20 protein-coding genes are annotated in these 22,053 nt (G+C 70.4%); 11 read left to right on the top strand and 9 right to left on the bottom strand.

Annotation, left to right across the window (positions count from 1 at the left end; genetic code table 11):
• Nucleotides 1-8: 8 nt before the first annotated feature.
• The 7 genes from ACT2CW_RS09975 to ACT2CW_RS10005 all read left to right on the top strand — a co-directional run bounded on the left by ACT2CW_RS09975 (nt 9) and on the right by ACT2CW_RS10005 (nt 6,606).
• Nucleotides 9-422, top strand: a complete 414-nt coding sequence (locus ACT2CW_RS09975; protein ID WP_020868201.1) for a roadblock/LC7 domain-containing protein — start codon at nt 9-11, stop codon at nt 420-422.
• 106 nt (nt 423-528) lie between these two features.
• A complete protein-coding gene (locus tag ACT2CW_RS09980) occupies nt 529-939 on the top strand; it encodes a DUF742 domain-containing protein (protein WP_014055140.1) in 411 nt (136 codons plus the stop codon).
• Nucleotides 920-1,504, top strand: a complete 585-nt coding sequence (locus ACT2CW_RS09985; protein WP_078559056.1) for a GTP-binding protein — start codon at nt 920-922, stop codon at nt 1,502-1,504. Before ACT2CW_RS09980 ends, ACT2CW_RS09985 begins: the two co-directional genes overlap by 20 nt.
• 335 nt (nt 1,505-1,839) lie before the next feature.
• Complete coding sequence (locus ACT2CW_RS09990) at nt 1,840-4,878, top strand: sensor histidine kinase (protein WP_445516297.1); 3,039 nt, start codon at nt 1,840-1,842, stop codon at nt 4,876-4,878.
• A gap of 10 nt (nt 4,879-4,888) precedes the next feature.
• Nucleotides 4,889-5,302: a roadblock/LC7 domain-containing protein gene (locus ACT2CW_RS09995; RefSeq protein WP_020868201.1), complete on the top strand. Its 414-nt coding sequence runs from the start codon at nt 4,889-4,891 to the stop codon at nt 5,300-5,302.
• Nucleotides 5,303-5,384: 82 nt separating this feature from the next.
• Nucleotides 5,385-6,047: a DUF742 domain-containing protein gene (locus ACT2CW_RS10000; protein ID WP_086879637.1), complete on the top strand. Its 663-nt coding sequence runs from the start codon at nt 5,385-5,387 to the stop codon at nt 6,045-6,047.
• The gene (locus ACT2CW_RS10005) at nt 6,028-6,606 is read left to right on the top strand and encodes a GTP-binding protein (RefSeq protein WP_075200410.1); all 579 of its coding nucleotides are present in this window, start codon (nt 6,028-6,030) and stop codon (nt 6,604-6,606) included. Before ACT2CW_RS10000 ends, ACT2CW_RS10005 begins: the two co-directional genes overlap by 20 nt.
• A 130-nt stretch (nt 6,607-6,736) precedes the next feature.
• Here ACT2CW_RS10005 and ACT2CW_RS10010 read toward each other — a convergent pair whose 3' ends face one another.
• From ACT2CW_RS10010 to ACT2CW_RS10030, 5 genes are all read right to left on the bottom strand, one after another.
• Entirely contained in the window at nt 6,737-6,976 is a 240-nt protein-coding gene (locus ACT2CW_RS10010) for an acyl-CoA carboxylase subunit epsilon (protein ID WP_078559055.1), read from the bottom strand.
• Nucleotides 6,977-7,033: 57 nt separating this feature from the next.
• Complete coding sequence (locus ACT2CW_RS10015; RefSeq protein ID WP_182470756.1) at nt 7,034-8,617, bottom strand: acyl-CoA carboxylase subunit beta; 1,584 nt, start codon at nt 8,615-8,617, stop codon at nt 7,034-7,036.
• A 330-nt stretch (nt 8,618-8,947) separates the two neighbouring features.
• On the bottom strand, nt 8,948-10,546 hold the full coding sequence (cimA, locus tag ACT2CW_RS10020) for a citramalate synthase (RefSeq protein WP_445516298.1): 1,599 nt from the start codon (nt 10,544-10,546) through the stop codon (nt 8,948-8,950).
• A 322-nt stretch (nt 10,547-10,868) separates the two neighbouring features.
• Nucleotides 10,869-11,954, bottom strand: a complete 1,086-nt coding sequence (locus ACT2CW_RS10025) for a branched-chain amino acid aminotransferase (RefSeq protein ID WP_445516299.1) — start codon at nt 11,952-11,954, stop codon at nt 10,869-10,871.
• A gap of 202 nt (nt 11,955-12,156) precedes the next feature.
• Nucleotides 12,157-13,200 carry a 3-isopropylmalate dehydrogenase gene (locus ACT2CW_RS10030; RefSeq protein WP_138917353.1) on the bottom strand — a complete coding sequence of 348 codons (1,044 nt, stop codon included), beginning with the start codon at nt 13,198-13,200 and terminating at the stop codon, nt 12,157-12,159.
• Nucleotides 13,201-13,328: 128 nt separating this feature from the next.
• Here ACT2CW_RS10030 and ACT2CW_RS10035 point away from each other — a divergent pair, with 128 nt between their 5' ends.
• A complete protein-coding gene (locus ACT2CW_RS10035; protein WP_445516300.1) occupies nt 13,329-14,912 on the top strand; it encodes a purple acid phosphatase family protein in 1,584 nt (527 codons plus the stop codon).
• Here the strand turns inward: ACT2CW_RS10035 and ACT2CW_RS10040 are convergent.
• The 3 genes from ACT2CW_RS10040 to ACT2CW_RS10050 form a co-directional block, all read right to left on the bottom strand.
• The gene (locus ACT2CW_RS10040) at nt 14,906-15,028 is read right to left on the bottom strand and encodes a hypothetical protein (RefSeq protein WP_020868213.1); all 123 of its coding nucleotides are present in this window, start codon (nt 15,026-15,028) and stop codon (nt 14,906-14,908) included. The two genes, ACT2CW_RS10035 and ACT2CW_RS10040, sit on opposite strands and share 7 nt — an antisense overlap.
• A gap of 523 nt (nt 15,029-15,551) precedes the next feature.
• Nucleotides 15,552-17,183: an L-glutamate gamma-semialdehyde dehydrogenase gene (gene pruA / locus ACT2CW_RS10045; RefSeq protein ID WP_445516301.1), complete on the bottom strand. Its 1,632-nt coding sequence runs from the start codon at nt 17,181-17,183 to the stop codon at nt 15,552-15,554.
• Between the two features lie 68 nt (nt 17,184-17,251).
• Nucleotides 17,252-18,178 (bottom strand): proline dehydrogenase family protein, encoded by a 927-nt coding sequence (locus ACT2CW_RS10050; RefSeq protein WP_445516302.1) that lies wholly within the window; start codon nt 18,176-18,178, stop codon nt 17,252-17,254.
• A gap of 164 nt (nt 18,179-18,342) precedes the next feature.
• Here ACT2CW_RS10050 and ACT2CW_RS10055 point away from each other — a divergent pair, with 164 nt between their 5' ends.
• Nucleotides 18,343-19,647: a PucR family transcriptional regulator gene (locus ACT2CW_RS10055; RefSeq protein WP_445516303.1), complete on the top strand. Its 1,305-nt coding sequence runs from the start codon at nt 18,343-18,345 to the stop codon at nt 19,645-19,647.
• Between the two features lie 293 nt (nt 19,648-19,940).
• On the opposite strand, the gene ACT2CW_RS10060 is transcribed toward ACT2CW_RS10055, so the two are convergent.
• Nucleotides 19,941-20,315 (bottom strand): MerR family transcriptional regulator, encoded by a 375-nt coding sequence (locus tag ACT2CW_RS10060; protein ID WP_445516304.1) that lies wholly within the window; start codon nt 20,313-20,315, stop codon nt 19,941-19,943.
• Between the two features lie 64 nt (nt 20,316-20,379).
• On the opposite strand from ACT2CW_RS10060, the gene ACT2CW_RS10065 reads away from it, so the two are divergent.
• Both ACT2CW_RS10065 and ACT2CW_RS10070 read left to right on the top strand, forming a co-directional pair.
• Nucleotides 20,380-21,069 (top strand): alpha/beta fold hydrolase, encoded by a 690-nt coding sequence (locus tag ACT2CW_RS10065; RefSeq protein ID WP_164431656.1) that lies wholly within the window; start codon nt 20,380-20,382, stop codon nt 21,067-21,069.
• Nucleotides 21,066-21,896: a TIGR03619 family F420-dependent LLM class oxidoreductase gene (locus ACT2CW_RS10070; protein ID WP_445516305.1), complete on the top strand. Its 831-nt coding sequence runs from the start codon at nt 21,066-21,068 to the stop codon at nt 21,894-21,896. Before ACT2CW_RS10065 ends, ACT2CW_RS10070 begins: the two co-directional genes overlap by 4 nt.
• Nucleotides 21,897-22,053: the final 157 nt, after the last annotated feature.

The following is a 22,053-nucleotide window of genomic DNA, read 5'->3' on the forward strand; positions in this document are numbered from 1 at the left end:
TGAGCCCGATGAGCCAGGCGGCGCAGAATCTGAACTGGTTGATCACGAACTTCGTGGACAACACCCCCGGGGTGTCCCACACGGTGGTGGTCTCCGCCGACGGACTCCTTCTGGCGATGTCCGAAGGCTTCCCCCGTGACCGAGCCGATCAACTGGCGGCGGTGGCCTCCGGCCTGACCTCGCTCACCTCCGGAGCCTCCCGCATCTTCGAAGGCGGCGTGGTCAACCAGACCGTCGTCGAAATGGAACGAGGCTTCCTCTTCATCATGTCGATCTCCGACGGATCCTCCCTCGCGGTGCTCGCCCACCCCGAGTGCGACATCGGCCTCGTCGGCTACGAGATGGCCCTGCTGGTCGACCGCGCGGGCAACGTCCTCACGCCGGACCTGCGCGCCGAACTCCAGGGCAGCCTGTTGAACTGATCCAACGACCATCCGAAGCCCGCCCGCCCGGCCACCAGGCCGGGCGGCCCCCCACCGGCACCGACCGACGGCACCACCGTCACCTTGTTGTCCGACCGGAGGATCCATGACCCCGCCCCCCGCCTCGCCCGGCCCGTACGGCGGCCATCACCAATCGCCGTACGGGGGTGAAGGCGACCAGCCATTGGTGCGCCCCTATGCCATGACCGGTGGCCGGACCCGGCCGCGTTACCAGCTCGCCATCGAGGCGCTGGTCAGCACGACGGCCGACCCTGTGCATCTCCAGGGGCTCCTTCCCGAGCACCAGCGGATCTGCCACCTGTGCCAGGAGGTCAAGTCGGTCGCCGAGGTCTCGGCGCTGCTGAACATCCCCCTGGGCGTGGCACGCATCCTGGTGGCGGACCTGGCGGAGGCCGGCATGGTGGCGATCCACCAGCCCGGGGGCGGTTCGGAAGCGGGCGGAACTCCGGATGTGACACTGCTCGAAAGGGTGCTCAGTGGACTTCGCAAGCTCTAGCGGCGCTCCCCCCGCCCGCGCGACCACCTCCGCGAAGATCGTGGTGGCGGGCGGCTTCGGCGTGGGCAAGACCACGTTCGTCGGCGCGGTCTCGGAGATCAACCCGCTGCGCACCGAAGCCGTGATGACCTCGGCCTCGGCGGGGATCGACGATCTGAGCCACGTCCAGGACAAGACCACGACGACCGTGGCGATGGACTTCGGCCGCATCACGCTCGATGACGACCTGATCCTGTACCTGTTCGGCACGCCCGGCCAGGACCGCTTCTGGTTCATGTGGGACGACCTGGTCCGCGGCGCCATCGGCGCCGTGGTCCTGGTGGACACCCGCCGCCTCGCCGACTGCTTCCCCGCCGTCGACTACTTCGAGAACTCCGGCCTGCCCTTCGTCATCGCCCTCAACGGCTTCGACGGCCAGCAGCCCTACAACCCCGAAGAGGTCCGCGAGGCCCTCCAGATCGGCCCGGACACTCCCATCATCACCACCGACGCGCGCCACCGCAGCGAGGCGAAGAGCGCGCTCATCACGCTGGTCGAGCATGCGCTGATGGCCCGACTCAAGTAGGGGCCGCTGTCCGGAAGTTGTCGGAAAACCGACGTAGGGCGGGCTGTGTCGAACGACACGGCCCGCTCGTCATTCATAACGTTTCGACAGAGATATGCACCGGCTGTCGATACAGAGCGCGATCGCACAGCTCCGGTGCGCACTCAAATAGTTCGTTATTCGACAGATCTCAGCCGTAACGCCCGTTTTTTCTCTGGTCCAGACAACCCACTGAGCGCTTTGCGCACTGTTTGGAAAGCACCCGCGCGGCGTGCTGGAATTCGCTGAACTGGGCAGTCAGGGCTCAGCTGGGAACGGCACGAATCAGGTGCCGATGCCGAGAGGTTGTTGGTCGAGTGAGGCGAAGCAAGCCGGACCCCGCGCAAGAGGCGCGAGGGAACTTCACCCCGCCGCCGCGTACAGGCACAGCGGCGTCGCCCGCCGAGGCAGCGGAGCCACCCGCACCCAGTGGTGGCCGGATCTCCCCTCGGAACTGGCGGGTGCGCGGCCGGCTGTACGCGATCCTGCTCATCCCCGTGCTCGTCGCCCTGGTCTTCGGTGGCTTCCAGGTCGCCTCCTCGGTCTCCACCTGGAACGAGGCGCGGGACGCCGAGCGCACCGCCCAGGTCGTCCGCGCCGCCACCACCTACGCCCACGCCCTGGTCAACGAGCGCGACCTGACCGCGGGCCCGCTGCTCAGCGGCACCAACGAGGCCACGGTCTCCAAGGCCCGGGCCGCCAGCGACGCGGCGAAGAAGGATTTCGACAAGGCCGTCGCCGACATGCCGCAGACGCCCAGCTTGAAACGCCGCCTCAAAGCCTTCAGGGCCAGCGAACCGCAGCTGGCCGCCCTGCGCCGGAACGCCTACACCGACCGCCTCGACGGGGTGAAGACCGAAGAGGGCTATGTGGCCGTCGAGCACGGGCTGACCGAGTTCGCCAATGAACTCGGCCTGGGCACCGGCAATATCACGTCATACGGCCGTACCGTCTACGCGGTATCCCTGGCCAAGGGCGCGGAGTCGCTCCAGCGCTCCATCGGCACCCATCTGCTGGTGAAGCCCGGCCCGTCCACGACCGACCGCAAGACCCAGCTCACCGCCTTCACCTCGTACGTCTACCTCGAGGGCATCGCGCTCGGGGAGTTCGAGGCCGCCGGCACCCCGCAGGACGTGACCCGGCTCGAGGACACCCTCAAGACGGCCGAGAAGCGTGCGCAGACGCAAATCGCCGAGGCGAAGCGGAAGGCCGAGGCGGACGGCAAGAAGTTCGTGGCGCCGCCCGGCATGGACAAGATGCTCAAGGCCATGGGCAGCGGTGCGAGCCCCTCCGCGCTGGCCGCCCAGGGGGTCACCCCGGATACCTGGTTCAACGCCTCCACGATCAAGTTCAACGCCTACCGGGACGTCGAGCAGACCCTGGTGAACAAGGCCGTGGACGAGGCGGCGCAGATCTCCTCGGACGCCCGGCGCGACGCGATCGTGAACGGCGCGATCGTGGTGCTGGCACTCCTCGCCGCCTTCTTCGTGGCCGCCCGGATGGCCCGTTCGATGAGCCATTCGATGCGGCAACTGCGCAACGCCGCCTTCGACGTCGCCGAGACGCGGCTGCCGGCGGTGGTCGACCAGCTCTCCCGGACCGACCCCGGACGGGTGGACACCCGGGTCAGCTCGATCCCGATCAACACCCGGGACGAGATCGGCGAGGTGGCCCGCGCCTTCGACCAGGTGCACCGCGAGGCGATCCGGCTCGCGGCCGAGCAGGCGATGCTGCGCGGCGGCGTCAACGCGATCTTCACCAACCTTTCCAGTCGCAACCAGGGACTGATCGAGCGGCAGCTGACCCTGATCTCCGAACTGGAGAGCCGGGAGGCCGATCCGGACCAGCTGGAGCACCTGTTCCGGCTGGACCACCTGGCCACCCGTATGCGGCGCAACGGCGAGAACCTCCTGATCCTCGCGGGCGAGGAGCCCGGCCGGCGCTGGAACCAGCCGGTGCCGCTGATCGACGTGTTGCGGGCCGCCTCCTCGGAGGTGGAGTCCTACGAGCGGATCGAGCTGGCCGGGATCTCCGAGAGCGAGATCCACGGCACCGCGGTGACCGACCTGGTGCACCTCCTGGCCGAGCTGCTGGAGAACGCCACCACCTTCTCCTCCCCGCACACCAAGGTGCGGGTCACCTCGACCCGGCTGCCCGACGGCCGGGTGGTGGTGGAGATCCACGACAAGGGCATCGGCCTGACCGCCGAGGACTTCGCCGACATCAACCACAAGCTGGCCAATCCGCCGACGGTGGACGCCTCGGTGTCCCAGCGCATGGGCCTGTTCGTGGTCGGCCGCCTCGCCGACCGGCACGGCATCCGGGTCCAGCTGCGCCCCTCCGGGGAGCTGGCGGGCACCACCTCGCTGGTGATGCTGCCCGAGGCGATCACCCACGGCGGTGGCGGCGAGGAGCTGCCCCAGGACGACTTCACGGTCTCCCGGATCGTTCCCGAGCCGCAGCCCGCCCTCTCCTACGAGGACGCGAGCGAGCTGTCCTCGCGCACCGCCGCCGAGCTGGGCTTCGACGACTCCGCCTACGACCGGGACCAGGGGCAGAACCAGTTCCTGGGCCAGTACAGCGGAATGGGGGCCACCCCGCCCGAGCAGGACCCGCGCCATGACCAGGCCGCTTCCGATCCGCCCGCGCAGTCCGGGTACCAGAATTCCGCCTTTACGCAACCGGAAGCGGATTACACAACTCAAACGGAATCCGAACAGCAGCCGTACATCGGCTATAACTCACCCTCTCAGCAGGGAGAGTGGGGCGATTCCGGATCTTTCGAGATGCCCTTCGCGTCGCAGTTCGGGGCCGAAGCGGAATCGGGACCCAGCGCTCCCGAAGTTTCCCGGGACCGCGTAGAGTTCCACCGTCCGGGCCCTTCCCCGAGCGGAATCCACTCGATGACCGACGCCGGGCTTCCGCGTCGTGACAAGCAGTGGCAGCCGTCCGAGGAGACAGGGGCACAGGGGATGGTCGGGGATCCGGCGGCCCCCGCGGCGCCGCAGCGGCCCCATCAGGCTCCCCAACAGCAGGAGGACGGTGCCCCGTGGCAGTCGGAGAACGACCAGCGCTGGCACCGTGCCGAGCGGCTGCGCGAGCCGAAGGCCGGCGGGGTCACATCGTCCGGCCTGCCCCGCCGGGTGCCCAAGGCCAATCTGGTCGAGGGCGCCGCGGAGCCGACCGGACAGGGCGGCCCCCAGGTCTCCCGCGCCCCGGAGGACGTCCGCGGCAGGCTGAGCAACCTGCGCCGCGGCGTCCAGCGGGGGCGCGACGCGAGGTCCGGGACCCCCGGGCGTGACCAGCATGACCAACAGGGCTTCGGCCCCGGCAGCACCTACGATCAGGAGCGTTAGTGTGAGCCCGATGAGCCAGGCGGCGCAGAACCTGAACTGGTTGATCACCAACTTTGTGGACAACACCCCCGGGGTGTCCCACACGGTGGTGGTCTCCGCCGACGGACTCCTTCTGGCGATGTCCGAAGGCTTCCCCCGTGACCGAGCCGATCAACTGGCGGCGGTGGCCTCCGGCCTGACCTCGCTCACCTCCGGAGCCTCCCGCATCTTCGAAGGCGGCGTGGTCAACCAGACCGTCGTCGAAATGGAACGAGGCTTCCTCTTCATCATGTCGATCTCCGACGGATCCTCCCTCGCGGTGCTCGCCCACCCCGAGTGCGACATCGGTCTCGTCGGCTACGAGATGGCCCTGCTGGTCGATCGCGCGGGCAACGTCCTCACCCCGGATCTCCGCGCGGAATTGCAGGGCAGTCTTCTCAACTAGCAAACATGGAGTGCGTTTCGCGCCACCGCGCCATAGGGTGCGGTGGCGCGACCGGCAAGACAGGCGAGTTGGAGGAGGACACGTGGCAACGCCCCCTAGCGGATATCCGTACGCCCACGGGCAGCCGTCCGAGCCGCGCGGAGAGGGCCCAGTGAAGCGCTACAACTTCCCCTCCGCACCCAGCCGCCAGGCCCGCTCCCCACAGCAGCCGGAGCCCCAGCGGGAGCAGCAGCCCCCGCGGCGGCAGCCGCAGCGGCCCCAGCAACAGCCGTACACGCCCTCCTACGCGCCTCCCGGGCCGTCGGAGGGGTCTTGGTACGACGCGCCGCCCGCGCCCCGTATCGAGCCCGTACAGCCGCCTGAGCGCCCCGCCCCGGAACCTTCCTCCCCCGCGGGCGGCACCCATAACCCTCTGGTGCGCCCGTACGCCATGACAGGGGGCCGGACCCGGCCCCGGTACCAGCTCGCCATCGAGGCGCTGGTGCACACCACGGCCGACCCCGCTCAGCTCCAGGGCCAACTGCCCGAGCACCAGCGGATCTGCCACCTGTGCCGCGAGATCAAGTCGGTCGCCGAGATCTCCGCACTGCTCACCATTCCTCTCGGCGTAGCCCGCATCCTCGTAGCCGACCTGGCCGAGGCGGGGCTCGTCGCGATCCATCAGCCCGGCGGCGACGAGTCCGCCGGCGGTCAGCCTGACGTGACACTGCTCGAAAGGGTGCTCAGTGGACTTCGCAAGCTCTAGCGGTGCAGCCCGCTCCACCACCTCCGCGAAAATCGTGGTGGCGGGCGGCTTCGGCGTGGGCAAGACCACGTTCGTCGGCGCGGTCTCGGAGATCAACCCGCTGCGCACCGAAGCCGTGATGACCTCCGCCTCGGCGGGGATCGACGATCTCACCCACGCGCCGGACAAGACCACCACCACGGTGGCCATGGACTTCGGCCGCATCACGCTGGACCAGGACCTGATCCTGTACCTGTTCGGCACGCCCGGCCAGGACCGCTTCTGGTTCATGTGGGACGACCTGGTCCGCGGCGCCATCGGCGCGGTCGTCCTGGTGGACACCCGCCGCCTCGCCGACTGCTTCCCGGCGGTGGACTACTTCGAGAACTCCGGGCTGCCGTTCGTCATCGCCCTCAACGGCTTCGACGGGCACCAGCCCTACAACCCCGAAGAGGTCCGCGAGGCCCTCCAGATCGGCCCGGACGCGCCGATCATCACCACCGACGCCCGCCACCGCAGCGAGGCCAAGAGCGCGCTGATCACCCTGGTCGAGCACGCGCTGATGGCCCGGCTGCGCTAGCCGAGGCCGACGGCGGAAGCCAAAATCCCCTGCTCTCCGAAGGAGAACAGGGGATTTGTGCGTTTGGCCGGGCCTTCTCGGGCGTCCGGGCGGTGTGCGGCCGACCCGACCCGGCGGCGCCGGTGGGCGGTCAGCCCTGCCAGCTGTGCGGCGCGCTGAACGCCGGGCGGCGCTCCAGACGGCGCCAGCGGGCGGCGCTGCGGCTCGGGCGGGTGGAGCCGGCGGTCCGGTGGGTGCCGGCGGCCGCGCGGGCGAGCAGCACCGCGGTGACCGCGGCGAGCTCCTCGGCGTCGGCGTGGCCCTTCTCGACCCGGACCAGGGTGGCCGCCGCCGCGGCGGCGGGATCGGCGATATCGCTGGGTGTGCTCACGGTGTTCTCTTCTCCCTTGGTCGCGCGTGCCCCGCGCGAGGTCGTGAACGTGAGGGGTTACTGCGGCGGGTTGCCGTGCTTGCGGGACGGCAGGTCGGCGTGCTTGTCGCGCAGCATCGCCAGGGACCGGATGAGGACCTCACGGGTTTCGGTCGGGTCGATCACATCGTCGACCAGCCCCCGCTCGGCCGCGTAGTACGGGTGCATCAGCTCGGACTTGTACTCCTTGACCATGCGGGCGCGCATGGCCTCGGGGTCGTCGGCTCCGGCGATCTGACGGCGGAAGATCACGTTGGCGGCGCCCTCGGCGCCCATCACCGCGATCTCGTTGGTCGGCCAGGCGTAGGTCAGGTCGGCCCCGATGGACTGGGAGTCCATCACGATGTAGGCACCGCCGTACGCCTTGCGCAGGATGACCGAGATCCGCGGCACGGTGGCGTTGCAGTACGCGTACAGCATCTTGGCGCCGTGCCGGATGATCCCGCCGTGCTCCTGGTCCACACCGGGCAGGAAACCGGGCACGTCGAGGAAGGTGACCAGCGGGATGTTGAAGGCGTCGCACATCTGGATGAAGCGCGCGGACTTCTCCGACGCCTCGATGTCCAGCACCCCGGCCAGCGACTGCGGCTGGTTGGCGATGATGCCGACCACCTGGCCGTCGAGCCGGGTCAGCGCGCAGATGATGTTGGTCGCCCAGCGCTCGTGGACCTCGAGGTACTCACCGTCGTCGACGATCTCCTCGATGACCTTGCGCATGTCGTACGGCCGGTTGCCGTCGGCCGGGACGAGGTCCAGGAGCGCGTCGCCGCGCCGGGAGGCCGGGTCGTCGGACTCGACGGTCGGCGGGTTCTCGCGGTTGTTCTGCGGCAGCAGCGACAGGAGGTAGCGGACCTCCTCGAGGCAGGTCTCCTCGTCGTCGTAGGCGAAGTGGCACACGCCCGAGGTCTCGGCGTGCACATCCGCGCCGCCCAGTCCGTTCTGGCTGACCTTCTCGCCCGTCACCGCCTGGACCACATCGGGTCCGGTGATGAACATCTGCGAGGTCTCCCGGACCATGAAGACGAAGTCCGTCAGCGCCGGGGAGTACGCCGCGCCGCCCGCGCACGGGCCGAGCATCACACTGATCTGGGGGATGACACCGGACGCCTTGGTGTTCCGCTGGAAGATGCCGCCGTAACCGGCGAGCGCCGAGACGCCCTCCTGGATACGGGCACCGGCGCCGTCGTTGAGGGACACCAGCGGTGCCCCGGCCGAGATGGCCATGTCCATAATCTTGTGGATCTTGGTCGCGTGGGCTTCCCCCAGCGCCCCGCCGAAGATCCTGAAGTCGTGTGCGTAGACGAACACCGTCCGTCCGTGGACGGTCCCCCAGCCGGTGACGACACCGTCGGTGTAAGGCTTCTTGGCCTCGAGCCCGAACCCGGTCGCACGATGCCGCCGCAGCGGCTCCACCTCGTTGAAGGACCCCTCGTCAAGCAGCAGATCGATCCGCTCGCGAGCAGTCAGCTTCCCCTTGGCCTTCTGAGCCTCGGTCGCCCGCTCGCTCGGGCCGCGCCGAGCCTGCTCGCGAATCGCGTGCAGCTCGGCGACGCGCCCGCGAACGTCACTCGCCTCAGCAGGCGCACCTTCGAGATTGGTCATGCAATGACGGTACGTTCCCGGGCCCCCGGAAACGCATGTCAATTCCCTACAACGTCAGGGGCGTTTTGGTGGGCAGGCGGAACAGAACTGGACAGCGGCTTTCCCACTACCTGGTGTCCTAAAGGACTATCGGCCCTGTCGGCACCCCACAAACCTCCAGGCTGTGACCGTGCGGGGGGCGGGCGCGACCACCCGGATGGGCGCCGTCCGCCGGAGCGGCCGTGCGGCCGGATCGGGCAACGGAGCACGTCGGCCGCGCTCCGCTCCCCGCACCCTACTCCGGCGGCCGCCGGAGCCGTACCATCCGCATGTCCCGCCGCCCGGCCGGCGTCACTCCTGCGGGTCCACTCCGGCCCGCAGCAGCCCGTAGGCGTAGGCGTCGTCCAGGGCCTGCCAGGACGCGGCGATCACGTTCTCCCCGACGCCCACGGTCGACCACTCCCCCTGGCCGTCCGCGGTGGAGACCAGCACCCGGGTGGTGGACTCGGTGCCGTGCTTGCCTTCCAGGATGCGGACCTTGTAGTCCACCAGCTCCATCGTGGCCAGCTGCGGATAGATCCGCTCAAGACCCACCCGCAGCGCCCGGTCCAGCGCGTTGACCGGGCCGTTGCCCTCCGCCGTGGCGACGATGCGCTCGCCCTTGGCCCACAGCTTCACGGTGGCCTCGTTGGCGTGGGTGCCGTCCGGGCGGTCCTCGACGATCGCCCGCCAGGACTCGACCCGGAAGAAGCGGCGGGGGCGGCCCTCGACCTCCTGGCGCAGCAGCAGTTCGAAGGAGGCGTCGGCGGCCTCGTAGGTGTAGCCCGCGAGCTCCCGCTCCTTGACCCGCTCCACGATCCGGCCCACCAGCGCCCGGTCGTCGCCGAGGTCGATGCCCAGCTCCTTGCCCTTGAGCTCGATCGACGCCCGGCCGGCCATGTCGGAGACGAGCATCCGCATGGTGTTGCCGACCCGCTCGGGGTCGATGTGCTGGTACAGATCCGGATCGACCTTGATCGCGGAGGCGTGGAGTCCGGCCTTGTGCGCGAAGGCGGAAACACCCACATAGGGCTGGTGAGTGGACGGCGTCAGATTGACGACCTCGGCGATCGCGTGCGAGATCCGGGTCATCTCCTCCAGGGCGCCCTCCGGCAGCACCCGGCGGCCGTACTTGAGCTCCAGGGCCGCGACGACGGGGAAGAGGTTGGCGTTGCCCACCCGCTCGCCGTAGCCGTTGGCCGTGCACTGGACGTGGGTGGCGCCCGCGTCCACGGCGGCGAGGGTGTTGGCCACCGCGCAGCCGGTGTCGTCCTGGGCGTGGATGCCCAGCCGGGCCCCGGTGTCGGCCAGCACGGTGCGGACCACCGCGTCGATCTGGCCGGGGAGCATGCCGCCGTTGGTGTCGCAGAGGATCACCACCTCGGCGCCCGCCTCGTGGGCGGCGGAGACGACCTGCTTGGCATAGCCGGCGTTGGCCCGGTAGCCGTCGAAGAAGTGCTCGCAGTCGAGGAAGACCCGGCGGCCTTGGGACCGCAGATACGCGACGGTCTCCCGGACCATCGCGAGGTTCTCCTCGAGCGTGGTGCGCAGGGCCAGCTCCACATGGCGGTCGTGGGACTTCGCCACCAGGGTGATCACCGGCGCCCCGGACTCCAGCAGCGCCTTGACCTGGGCGTCGTCCTCGGCACGCACCCCCGCCTTGCGGGTGGCGCCGAACGCCACCAGCTGGGCGTGTTTGAAGTCGATCTCGGCGCGGGCCCGGGCGAAGAACTCCGTGTCGCGCGGGTTGGCGCCGGGCCAGCCGCCCTCGATGAAGCCCACGCCGAAGTCGTCCAGGTGACGGGCGATGGTCAGCTTGTCCGCGACCGTGAGGTTGATGCCCTCGCGCTGCGCTCCGTCGCGCAGGGTGGTGTCGAAGACATGCAAGCCGTCGTCGGGCAGATCCTTCATGGTTGGTCTGGCTCCTGTCGGATGGTCTCGGTCTACCGGAATATCCGGTTCCGCGCCCTCCTATGATCCCTCACGCTTCGCGTCCGGCGGGATGGTCCGGAAAACGAAAAGACCCCTCGCGGGTGCGAGAGGTCTGCGCGCGGGTCTGGGGCACGATGGCCGCCCTGTACCGGGTCGTACGGGCGGTCACTGCGGACCGGCGCGCCTGCTGCCAATAATCATGACGAACGAGGGCACGGAGGCAGTCTGGCACATTCCGCCCCCGCGCTCTCATCCGTCTCAGGATGCGAACCCCTGGCGTCAACGAGGTGACGCCCCGAGGTCAGCCCAGGGGGTGCATCCAGCCATGCGGGTCCGGGGCGGCACCGGTCTGGATGTCCAGCAGCGACTTGCGCAGCCGCATGGTCACCTCGCCCGGCTCACCGTCGGCCACCGTCCAGCTCGCCCGGGCGGACTTGACCGAGCCGACCGGGGTGATCACGGCCGCCGTACCGCAGGCGAAGACCTCGGTGAGGGTCCCGTCGGCGTTGCCCTCGCGCCAGTCGTCGACGGAGATCCGGCCCTCGGTGACCTCGTAGCCGAGGTCGGCGGCGATCTCCAGCAGCGAGGCGCGGGTGATCCCCGGCAGCAGCGAGCCGGACAGCTCGGGGGTCATGATGCGGTTCCCGTACACGAAGTACAGGTTCATCCCGCCCATCTCCTCGATCCAGCGGCGCTCGATCGCGTCCAGCCAGACCACCTGGTCACAGCCCTGCTCGGCGGCCTGTGCCTGGGCGACCAGGGAGGCCGCGTAGTTGCCGCCCGTCTTGGCCGCGCCGGTGCCGCCGGGCGCCGCGCGGACGTACTCCTCCGAGAGCCAGACCGAGACCGGCCGCACACCGCCGGGGAAGTAGGCCCCGGCCGGGGAGGCGATCACCACGAAGAGGAACTCGTTCGCGGGCCGGACACCGAGCCCGACCTCGGTGGCGAACATGAAGGGCCGCAGGTACAGGGACTGCTCCCCGTGGCCCGGCACCCACGCCTTGTCCTGGGTGACCAGCGCGTCACACGCCGCGATGAAGGTCTCGACGGGGAGCTCCGGCATGCCCATGCGGCGCGCGGACGTCTGGAACCGCTCGGCGTTCTGGTCGGGGCGGAACGTGGCCACGGTGCCGTCGGGCCGGCGGTACGCCTTGAGCCCCTCGAAGATCGTCTGGGCGTAGTGCAGCGTCATGTTCGCCGGGTCGAGCGAGAGCGGGGCGTACGGCACGAGCTGGGCCTCGTGCCAGCCACGGCCCTCCGTCCACTTGACCGTCACCATGTGATCGGTGAAGTGGCGGCCGAATCCGGGGTTGGCCAGGATCTTCTCCCGCTCGGCGGCGGGCAGGGGGTGGGAGGAGGGCTTGAGCTCGATCGTGGGCGTCGTCATGGCAGGTAGTCCTTCACCTTTGGTTGTGGCGGACCGCGCTTTCACCATCCTGCCCGCAAGCGGTACTAGGACGTCCAAGCTCTTCTTCACACAGCGGCCCCACCGGGGATTATCTCCTAGGTGGGGCCGGGGAAGGAACGTGGTGGAACGCGCGGCCCGAGGTCGATCGTCGCACCCAGCCGCGCGTCGGCACAGGCTGGGGTCAGCCGGATACTCGGGCGGCGAGCGCGTCGCCGATCTCGTCGGTGGTGCGCGGCGCCGCCGCGTCCCGCTCGGCGAGGTCCGAAGCGACGGCGGTCTCGATACGGGCCGCCTCGTCCCCGTAGCCGAGGTGCGACAGCAGCAGGGCCACCGACAGCACGGTCGCCGTCGGGTCGGCCTTGCCGGTGCCCGCGATGTCCGGCGCGGAGCCGTGGACCGGCTCGAACATCGACGGGAAGGCGCCGGAGGGGTTGATGTTGCCGCTCGCGGCGAGCCCGATGCCGCCGGTGACGGCGGCGGCGAGGTCGGTAAGGATGTCACCGAAGAGGTTGTCGGTTACGATCACGTCGAACCGCTCCGGCTGGGTGACGAAGAAGATCGTCGCGGCGTCGACGTGCAGATAGTCGGTGCTGACCTCTGGGTACTCCTGGCCGACCCGGTCGAAGATGTTCTTCCACAGGTGGCCGGCGTGCACCAGGACGTTGTTCTTGTGCACGAGGGTCAGCTTCTTGCGCGGCCGGGCCTTGGCCCGCTCGTAGGCGTCCCGGACCACGCGCTCGACACCGTGGGCGGTGTTCAGGCTGACCTCGGTGGCGACCTCGTCCGGGGTACCGGTGCGCATCGAGCCGCCGTTGCCCACGTACGGGCCCTCGGTGCCCTCGCGGACGACCACGAAGTCGATGTCGGGGCGGCCGGCCAGCGGGGTCGCGGTGTTCGGGAAGAGCTTCGACGGACGCAGGTTGACGTAGTGGTCGAAGGCGAAGCGCAGCTTGAGCAGCAGCCCGCGCTCGAGCACGCCCGAGGGCACCGAGGGGTCGCCGATGGCCCCGAGCAGGATCGCGTCGTGATCCTTCAGCGACTCCAGCTCCGCGTCCGGCAGGGTGTCGCCGGTGGCGTGCCAGCGCTGGGCGCCGAGGTCGTAACTGCGCGTCTCCAGCTTCACGTCCTGCGGAAGGGCGGCGGAGAGGACCTTCAGGCCCTGGGCCACGACTTCCTGGCCGATACCGTCACCGGGGATCACTGCGAGGCGAATGCTGCGAGACATACCGGGACCCTACCGCTCGTCCCATGGATTGACATAGGCGTTCCACCATTCGGACGGCCGCCCAGCGGCAATCACGCGTTCATCCCCTGTATGGGGCGCTGTTGACCGCTCGGGGGACATTCCGGTCCATGGACACACCACGGTTCGGCGTACCGGAGCGGCTCGCCCGGCGGATGACCATGGCGGAGCAGCACGAGTATCTGCGGGCCCGGCTCTCCCGCCGCCGGGTGCTGCGCCGGGGCGCCGCCACGGCGGGCACGGTCGCGGGGGCGGGGCTGCTGGGAGGGGCGGCGTGCGCCGCCGACACCAAGCCGGCGCCGGCCCCGAGCCCGAGGACGGGGGCCGCCACGGTGGACGGCGCGCTGGTCGCCCCCTTCGGCCGTCATCTGGCCTTCGGCGCCGATCCGCGGACGCAGATGCGGATCTCCTGGCAGGTGCCGTTCGCGGTGCGCAAGCCGTATGTGCGGATCGGCACCAGCCCGCTGGAGCTCACCCGCGAGGTCGAGGCCGAGGTCCGTCATCTGCACACCCCGTCGCTGAGCGACACGCTGCCCGCGGTCGACCAGTTCTATCTGCACGCCGCCGTGGACGACCTGCGCCCCGGGGTCACCTACTACTACGGCGTCGGGCACGCGGACCGCGATCCGGCCGAGCCGCGTCACTTCGCGTCCGTGGGCACCTTCCGCACCGCGCCGGAGCGGCCCGGGAAGTTCGTCTTCACCGCCTTCGGCGACCAGGGGGTGAGCTATGACGCGCTCGCCAACGACCAGTTGATCCTTGGCCAGAATCCATCGTTCCATCTGCACGCCGGGGATCTGTGCTACGCGGACACCACCGGCCACGGGAAGAAGTCCGACCTCTATGACGCCCGGGTCTGGGACTCCTTCCTCGCCCAGACCGACTCGGTCGCGGCGAGCGTGCCGTGGATGGTGACGACCGGGAACCACGACATGGAGGCGTGGTACTCCCCCGACGGCTACGGCGGCCAGCTGGCCCGCTGGTCGCTGCCCGGGAACGGCCCGGACCCGCGCAAGGCGCCCGGCGTCTACTCGTTCGTCTACGGGAACGTGGGCGTGGTCGCCCTGGACGCCAATGACGTGTCGTACGAGATGCCGGCCAACAAGGGGTACACGGACGGGGCGCAGACCCGCTGGCTGGACCGGGAGCTTGCGCGGCTGCGCAAGCGGCCCGGCATCGACTTCCTGGTGGTCTTCTTCCACCACTGCGCCTACTCCACCACCAGCGCCCACGCCTCGGACGGCGGGGTGCGCGACGCGTGGGTGCCGCTGTTCGACAAGCACCAGGTGGACCTGGTCATCAACGGCCACAACCACGTCTACGAGCGGACCGACGCCCTCCGGGGCGGCAAGGTCGCCCGCCGGGTCCCGGTGGAGGGGAGCGCCGACGCGGTGCGCGACGGGATCGTCTATGTGACGGCGGGCGGGGCGGGCGCCAAGCTGTACGAGTTCCCGGTGCCCGACAGCTACGAGGGGCACGTCAAGGAGCTCGACGAGGTGAAGACCTACCACTGGACCGAGGACGGCGAGAAGAACCGGGACAGCGCGGACTGGTCCCGGGTCCGCTACACCGGCTTCTCGTTCCTCGCGGTGGAGGTGGCGCCGGGCCCCCGCCCCAGGCTCACGGTCACGGCCCTGGCGGAGTCGGGCGAGCGGGTCGACCGCTTCGAGGTCACCCGGCCCCGGCGTCAGTGACCGGTGGCGCCGCCGTTGTCCCGGCGGTCGAGGGCGCGCTGAAGTGCGGCGGCGGCCTTCTTTCGGTCGGTGTTGTCGGTCTTGCGGCGGATCCTGCGGACAGTCGTCTCGGCCATGATCACATCTCCTCTGCTGAACCCGGTGACGCCCGGGAGGAAGGAAAGCTCCCCGAGAAGGTGGCTGCCGGAAGGGGCGGGGGCCTGGGTGCGGCAGGGGTCACCTGCGCGATGTGCACCGGCCGCGGCCGCCATCGCTGGATGCAGCGAGACGTTCGGCTTCCACAAAAGTAAGGCAGCGGAGCGTCAGTGTCTGCACAATTAGTCGGACGTCCTACTATCTGAGACGCGAACAGGGCGACATCGGCCACTGACCCAGGGTGATCATCTCTCGGCGCCACGCCGATGATCGAGGCCGACCCCCGTCCGACCTCGACCAACGGCGGCCGATCGCACGTCCGTGGGCGTTCCCGCGCCTGGTTACCCACGTAAACTGCGGTAAATAGTGCCTACTTGACTGCTTGACGCTAGCACCGCCGCGTATCGGGCGTCCACAGATTTCCCCCGACGCGCCCCCTGACAGCACCGCGCCCCCGGGCCACTTCGGTGCGGTCCGGGGGCGCGGGTCGCCGGGGCTCGAGGGTCAGCCCATGTGCGGGTAGCGGTAGTCGGTCGGCGGGACCAGGGTCTCCTTGATGGAGCGGGTGGAGGTCCAGCGCATCAGGTTCTGCTTGGCGCCCGCCTTGTCGTTGGTGCCGGACGCGCGGCCGCCGCCGAAGGGCTGCTGGCCGACGACGGCACCGGTCGGCTTGTCGTTGATGTAGAAGTTGCCGGCCGCGAAGCGCAGCGCCTCACAGGCGGCGGCCGCCGCCGCGCGGTCCTGGGCGATGACGGCGCCGGTCAGCCCGTACGGGGCGGCCGACTCCATCTGCCGCAGCATCGCGTCGTACTCCTCGTCCTCGTAGACGTGCACCCCGAGGATCGGGCCGAAGTACTCGTCCTTGAAGATCTCGTTCTCCGGGTCGGTGGAGACCAGCACGGTCGGGCGGACGAACCAGCCCTCGCTGTCGTCGTAGGAGCCGCCCGCGACGACCTCGACCGTGGGGTCGGACTTCGCCCGGTCGATCGCCGCCTTGTTCTTGGCGAAGGCGCGCTCGTCGATGACGGCGCCCATGAAGTTGCCGAGGTCGGTCACATCGCCCATGGTCAGCCCGTTGACCTCGGTGGCGAACTCCTCCTTGAGGCCGTTCTCCCACAGGGAGCGCGGCACATAGGCGCGGGAGGCCGCGGAGCACTTCTGGCCCTGGAACTCGAAGGCGCCGCGGGTCATCGCCGTCTTCAGCACCGCCGGGTCGGCCGAGGGGTGCGCGACGATGAAGTCCTTGCCGCCGGTCTCGCCGACCAGCCGCGGATAGGTCTTGTAGTTCTCGATGTTGTTGCCGACCGTCTTCCACAGGTACTGGAAGGTCCGGGTCGAACCGGTGAAGTGGATGCCCGCGAGGTCCGGGTGGGCCAGCGCCACCTCGGAGACCTCCTTGCCGTCGCCCGTGACCAGGTTGATCACGCCCTTGGGCAGCCCGGCCTCCTCCAGCAGCTCCATCAGCAGCACGGCGGCGTGCGTCTGGGTCGGGGACGGCTTCCAGACCACCACATTGCCCATCAGGGCGGGGGCGGTCGGGAGGTTGCCCGCGATGGCGGAGAAGTTGAAGGGGGTGATCGCGTAGACGAACCCCTCCAGCGGCCGGTGGTCGGTGCGGTTCCAGACCCCGGGCGAGTTGGTCACCGGCTGCTCGGCAAGGATCTGGCGGGCGAAGTGGACGTTGAAGCGCCAGAAGTCGATCAGCTCACAGGGGGTGTCGATCTCCGCCTGCTGCGCGGTCTTCGACTGGCCCAGCATGGTGGACGCGGCGAGCGTCTCCCGCCAGGGGCCGGAGAGCAGATCGGCGGCCTTGAGGATGACCGCGGCGCGGTCGTCGAAGCTGAGCGCGCGCCACGCCGGGGCCGCGGCCAGGGCGGCGTCGATCGCGTCCTGCGCGTCCCCCTGGGTGGCGTTGCCGTAGGTGCCCAGACGGGCTGAGTGCTTGTGCGGCTGGACGACGTCGAAGCGCTCCCCCGCTCCCATCCGCTTCTGGCCGCCGATGGTCATCGGCAGATCGATGGGGTTCTCGCCGAGCTCCTTGAGCTTGGTCTCGAGGCGGGCGCGCTCCGGGGTGCCGGGTGCGTAGGTGTGCACCGGCTCGTTCACCGGCACGGGGACCTGGGTGACGGCGTCCATGATGGCCGTTGTCTCCTTCGATCGTCGGGGGCGTCGGGGGTTTACGAGGTCTGCGATCCCGGGAGCGGTCAGCGGCGGCCGACCAGCGAGCGCAGGAAGAATGTGAGGTTGGCGGGACGCTCCGCGAGGCGGCGCATGAAGTACCCATACCAGTCTGTGCCATACGGGACGTAAACCCGCATACGGTGACCTTCCGCCACCAGCCGGTCCTGCTCGGCCACGCGGATCCCGTACAGCATCTGGAACTCGTACTCGTCCAGTTTGCGCCCGAGGCGGTGCGCCAGGTCCTGGGCGATGGCGACCATGCGCGGATCGTGCGAGCCGATCATGGGGTAGCCGTCACCGGCCATCAGGATCTTCAGACAGCGCACATAGGCGCGGTCCACCTCGCGCTTGTCCTGGTGGGCGACGCTCGCCGGCTCCTTGTACGCGCCCTTCACCAGCCGCACCCGGGAGCCTTCCCCGGCCAGCGCCCGGCAGTCGTCCTCGGTCCGGAAGAGATAGGACTGGAGGACCGCGCCGGTCTGCGGGAAGCGGCCGCGCAGCTCGCCGAGGATGGCGAGGGTGGAGTCCACCGTGGTGTGGTCCTCCATGTCGAGGGTGACCGTCGTGCCCGCCGCGGCGGCGGCCTCCACCACCGGGGTCACATTGGCCAGCGCCAGATCGTGGCCCCCGGGCAGCGCCTGGCCGAAGGCGGAGAGCTTCACGGACATCTCCGCGTGCCCGGCGAGCCCCTCGGCGGCCAGCGCCTCGGTCAGGGCCAGATAGGCGTCACGGCTGCGCAGCGCCTCGGACCGGTCGGTCACGTCCTCGCCCAGATGGTCCAGGGTGACGTCCAGGCCGCGGGCGGTCAGCGCCCGCACCGCCCCCAGGGACTCGGCCAGCCGTTCCCCGGCGACGAAGCGGTCCACCATGGGTCGGGTGACCGGCGCGGCCGAGACGATACGGCGGATGGCGGCACTGCGCGAAGCGGCGAGCAGCACGGGTCCCAGCACGGGGCACCTCCACGATGACGGCCGATGAACGGCAATGGCAACTCACCGTGAAACTTAAGGATGGCGCTGATTCCGGACCATCGACAGCTGTCACGCATCCGTGGCCGGGATCTCAGACATCTGTATGAGAATGTGAGGGGCGAAAGCGGGAAGAGGCGGGACCCATGCGCGACGACTACCAGCAGCTGGTGGACGAGATCACGGCGGTGCTCCGGGCACCCGCGACCCTGGAGAACCGCGACTTCGCCCTGATCGCGTTCGGCGTCCAGGACAGCGAGGACAGCGATGAAGCGGCGGAGCCCGCGCTGGACCCGGTGCGCACCCGCTCGATCCTCCAGCGCCGCTCAACGGCGGCGGTGCGGGCCTGGTTCGAGGCGTTCGGGATCGCCCGGGCGCAGGCGCCGCTGCGGATCCCGCCCGACCCGGCGGCCGGGGTGTTCATGGGCCGCATCTGTCTGCCCGTCCGGCACCGCGGGGTGGTGCACGGCTATGTCTGGCTGCTGGACGACGGCCATCTCGCCGATCTGGAGCTGGGCGGCCCGGCGGGCGCGCGAGACCCCCGGCTGGCCCGCGCCATGGAGACCGCGGACCGCATCGGGGCGCTGCTGGCCGCCGAGGCGCGGGCCGGGGAGGAGCTCGGCGAGCTGCTGCGCGACGCGCTGACCGGACCGCCGGCCGGGCGGGACGCCGCCCGCGCCGGGCTGCGGGCCGCGCTGCGCGGAGCGGCCGACGGGCCGCTGGCGCTGGTGGCGGTGGTGCCGTGGACGCCGGGGACCGGCGAGGACGCGGACCACCCGGGTCTTCCGCATCTGCCGGGCATCGTGGCCGCGTGCGCGCTGCCGGGGGACGCGGCGGCGGGGGTGTCCGGGGCGGCAGGGGTATCCGGGACGTCCGGGGCGGCAGGGGTGTCCGGGGCGCCCGGCGCGGGGCTGGCGGCGCTGGTCCGGCTGCGCGCGGCCTCCGCCCTGGACCCGGCCCGCGCGACGGCCGAGCAGCTGCTGCGCTCGCCCAGGGCCACGGCGGACGGCGGGAGCCCGGGGAGACCGGCGTCCAGGGCCGCCGCCGGGGTCAGCGCGCCCCGGCGGGGGCTGGAGGATCTGCCCGCCGCCTGGCAGGAGGCGCTGGCCGCCGCGCGGGCGGCGCACGCCGACGCCCACCTGGGCCCGGTCGCGGAGTGGTCCGCCATCGGCCCGTACCGGCTGCTGGCCGCGCTGCCCGCGCTGCCGCCCGACGCCGCCGTACGGCCCCTGCTGGAGCCCGCGCACGCCGAACTCGCCCGCACCGCCGAGACCTTCCTCGACTGCGCGGGCCAGGCCGGACGCACCGCCCAGCGGCTGGGCATCCACCGGCAGACGCTGTACTACCGGCTCTCGCGGGTGCGGCAGCTGACCGGTCTCGACCTGGACGCGGGCGAGGACCGGCTGCTGCTCCATATGACGCTGAAGGCGGCGCGTCTCGGACCGCTGTAGGGTCCGCGTCTTCATGCGCACTGTCAGTGCTTGATGCACAGTAAATGGGCAGATTCGGGCTTCGGTGCGCAATGACTCCGGACCGTAACTGCCGTTCGTCGGTCTTGCGATCTTTCGGGGCACCGCGTTCTGGGTGCTTAGTAGTCCGGGGTAGGGCAAGCGCAAGACCATGACTGTACGGAGAACGGCGAGTCCCCGTGCACCTGCCCATCGCGGCGGGAAAGTTTCCGTGACCTGGCACGGCACCATGATCGTGGTCGGCAAGGTGCCCGCATCAAGGCGGCCGGCGCCCTTCAGTGAGCCTGCGCCTGCCCCTGCCGCGCCTCGGTCGCGTCACGGAACGCGGCCAGCGCGGCCCGGCGGCGGTGCAGATCCGCGATGTCTGCGTCCATCCGCTCCAGGTGCGCGGTCATCGTCCGCAGTACCTCCGGGCAGGGCTCGATCCCCGGCCCGGCGTCGGTGGCGCACGGCAGCATCTCGCGGATGGCGTCGGTGGTCAGCCCGGCCGCCAGCATGCCCCGGATGCGGGCGACGATGTACGGGGCGTCGGGCGCGTACACGCGGTATCCGCTGCTGTCGCGGTCGGGGCACAGCAGGCCCTGCTCCTCGTAGTACCGCAGCAGCCGGGCCACCACTCCAGTCCGCCGTGACAACTCGCCTATCAGCACCGATTCTCCTCACCACGCCTGGGACTTGACCTTCACACCGGTGTGATGGGTCAACGTACGAGGCATGCGCGATTCATTCCCCGCCCTCGCCACCACCGTCACCGGAACCGGCCCAGGACTGCTGCTCGCCCACGGAGCCACCGGCAGCATCGAAGACAACTTCGCCCCGGTTCTGCCCGCCCTCGCCGCCGCCCACACCGTCGTCGCCCCGGACTACCCCGGCTCGGGTGGCACCCCGGTCGCCGCCGCCCCACTGGACCTCGATGAGCTCACGGACGCGGTCGTCGACTCCGCCGTACGGCGCGGCGTCGGCCAGTTCGCGGTGCTCGGCTTCTCGCTCGGCACGCTGGTGGCGGTGCGCGCCGCCGTACGCCATCCCGAGCGGGTGACCGCGCTCGTACTGACCGCCGGGTTCGCGCGGCCCGACGACCATGTGCTCGGCCTCCTCCCCGGTTGGCGGGCCGAGGTGCCGCCCGCACTCCACCCGCACATCGACCTGATCCCCTCCCTCGACACCACCGGTGACCTGGCCGAAGTCGCCGTCCCGACGCTGGTCGTCGCGACGACCGCCGACAGCATGGTCCTGCCTGCCGGCTCCCGCGCCTTGGCGGCCGGGATCCGGGGCGCGCGGTATACGGAGATCGACAGTGACCATGTGGTCATGGTCGAGCGGTCGGAGGAGTGGCTGAAGCCCGTCCTCGACTTTCTCCACCCCCTTTCGCTTTCGGAAGGGCAGGACGGTGAGGCGGAGTGAAACTACAGGTCGTCCTCCCGAACGAGGCCGCGGGGGCCGACCCGCGCCGACTCGCCGACCTGGCACGGCAGGCCGAGGCCCTCGGCTACGACACGGCATGGCTCCCCGACCACATCCTGCCGCCCGGCGAGTACGGCCCGGTGTACGGAGGGGTCCTCGAACCGTTGGTGACCATGGGCTGGCTGGCAGCCGCGACCACCCGGATCCGGTTCGGCACCTCCGTGCTCGTCCTGCCCCTGCGCAGTCCTTTCGTGGTGGCCAAACAGGTCGCGACCCTCCACGGGCTGTCCGGCGGACGGATCGCCCTGGGCGTGGGGATCGGCTGGGACGAACGCGAGTTCACCGCCGTCGGCGCCGACTTTCGGAGCCGGGCGGCCCGCACGGACGAAGCCATCGCACTGCTCCGGCACCTGTTCCGGGTCGGCCGGGGGCCCTTCGAGGGCCGCTGGTACGGCTTCGAGAGGGGCGTCTTCGAGCCACGCCCCGACGGTCCGGTGCCGGTGATGACCGGCGGTGTCACAGACGCCGCCCTGCGTCGGGCGGCCCGTTATGCCGACGTTTGGCAGGGCGTGGGCCTGGACCCGGCAGCGTTCGCCGAACGGCTGGCGTACCTGCGGGCGCATACGGACGGCCGCGCTGTGTCCCCCGGCACCCGGATCGACTGGCATGGCCCGGACAGCACCGTCGGCGAGGCCGCCCGCACCGCCGAGGCCTTCCGGGCCGCTGGAGCCGAGCACCTCGCGGTGCACTTCGGCGACCCGGACGGTTACGCCCGACGGATGGCCGCCTTCGCCCGGCACACTCCTGACAGCCTCTACCGACAGTGACCAACCACAGCGTCCAGGTCTCCCGATCGCTCACGCTGAACCGACGCGACGCGTGCGCATCGAGCGCGGATTCCTGCGTTTCCACAGGAACCAGTGGTCATCGAATCGCGGACCCTACAGCGATGTAGGGTCCGCCGCTCGATGCGCAATGTCGGGT

The organism is Streptomyces sp. NEAU-174, assembly GCF_052665095.1.

What these genes read in the sequence shown, in the direction of transcription:
- ACT2CW_RS10065 (WP_164431656.1), top strand. Translation starts at nt 20,380, where the DNA reads ATGCGCGATTCATTCCCCGCCCTCGCCACCACCGTCACCGGAACCGGC.
- ACT2CW_RS10030 (WP_138917353.1), bottom strand. Translation starts at nt 13,200, where the DNA reads ATGTCTCGCAGCATTCGCCTCGCAGTGATCCCCGGTGACGGTATCGGC.
- ACT2CW_RS10040 (WP_020868213.1), bottom strand. Translation starts at nt 15,028, where the DNA reads ATGGCCGAGACGACTGTCCGCAGGATCCGCCGCAAGACCGACAACACC.
- ACT2CW_RS10025 (WP_445516299.1), bottom strand. Translation starts at nt 11,954, where the DNA reads ATGACGACGCCCACGATCGAGCTCAAGCCCTCCTCCCACCCCCTGCCC.
- cimA (WP_445516298.1), bottom strand. Translation starts at nt 10,546, where the DNA reads ATGAAGGATCTGCCCGACGACGGCTTGCATGTCTTCGACACCACCCTG.
- ACT2CW_RS10055 (WP_445516303.1), top strand. Translation starts at nt 18,343, where the DNA reads ATGCGCGACGACTACCAGCAGCTGGTGGACGAGATCACGGCGGTGCTC.
- ACT2CW_RS10035 (WP_445516300.1), top strand. Translation starts at nt 13,329, where the DNA reads ATGGACACACCACGGTTCGGCGTACCGGAGCGGCTCGCCCGGCGGATG.
- pruA (WP_445516301.1), bottom strand. Translation starts at nt 17,183, where the DNA reads ATGGACGCCGTCACCCAGGTCCCCGTGCCGGTGAACGAGCCGGTGCAC.
- ACT2CW_RS09975 (WP_020868201.1), top strand. Translation starts at nt 9, where the DNA reads ATGAGCCAGGCGGCGCAGAATCTGAACTGGTTGATCACGAACTTCGTG.
- ACT2CW_RS09995 (WP_020868201.1), top strand. Translation starts at nt 4,889, where the DNA reads ATGAGCCAGGCGGCGCAGAACCTGAACTGGTTGATCACCAACTTTGTG.
- ACT2CW_RS09980 (WP_014055140.1), top strand. Translation starts at nt 529, where the DNA reads ATGACCCCGCCCCCCGCCTCGCCCGGCCCGTACGGCGGCCATCACCAA.
- ACT2CW_RS10015 (WP_182470756.1), bottom strand. Translation starts at nt 8,617, where the DNA reads ATGACCAATCTCGAAGGTGCGCCTGCTGAGGCGAGTGACGTTCGCGGG.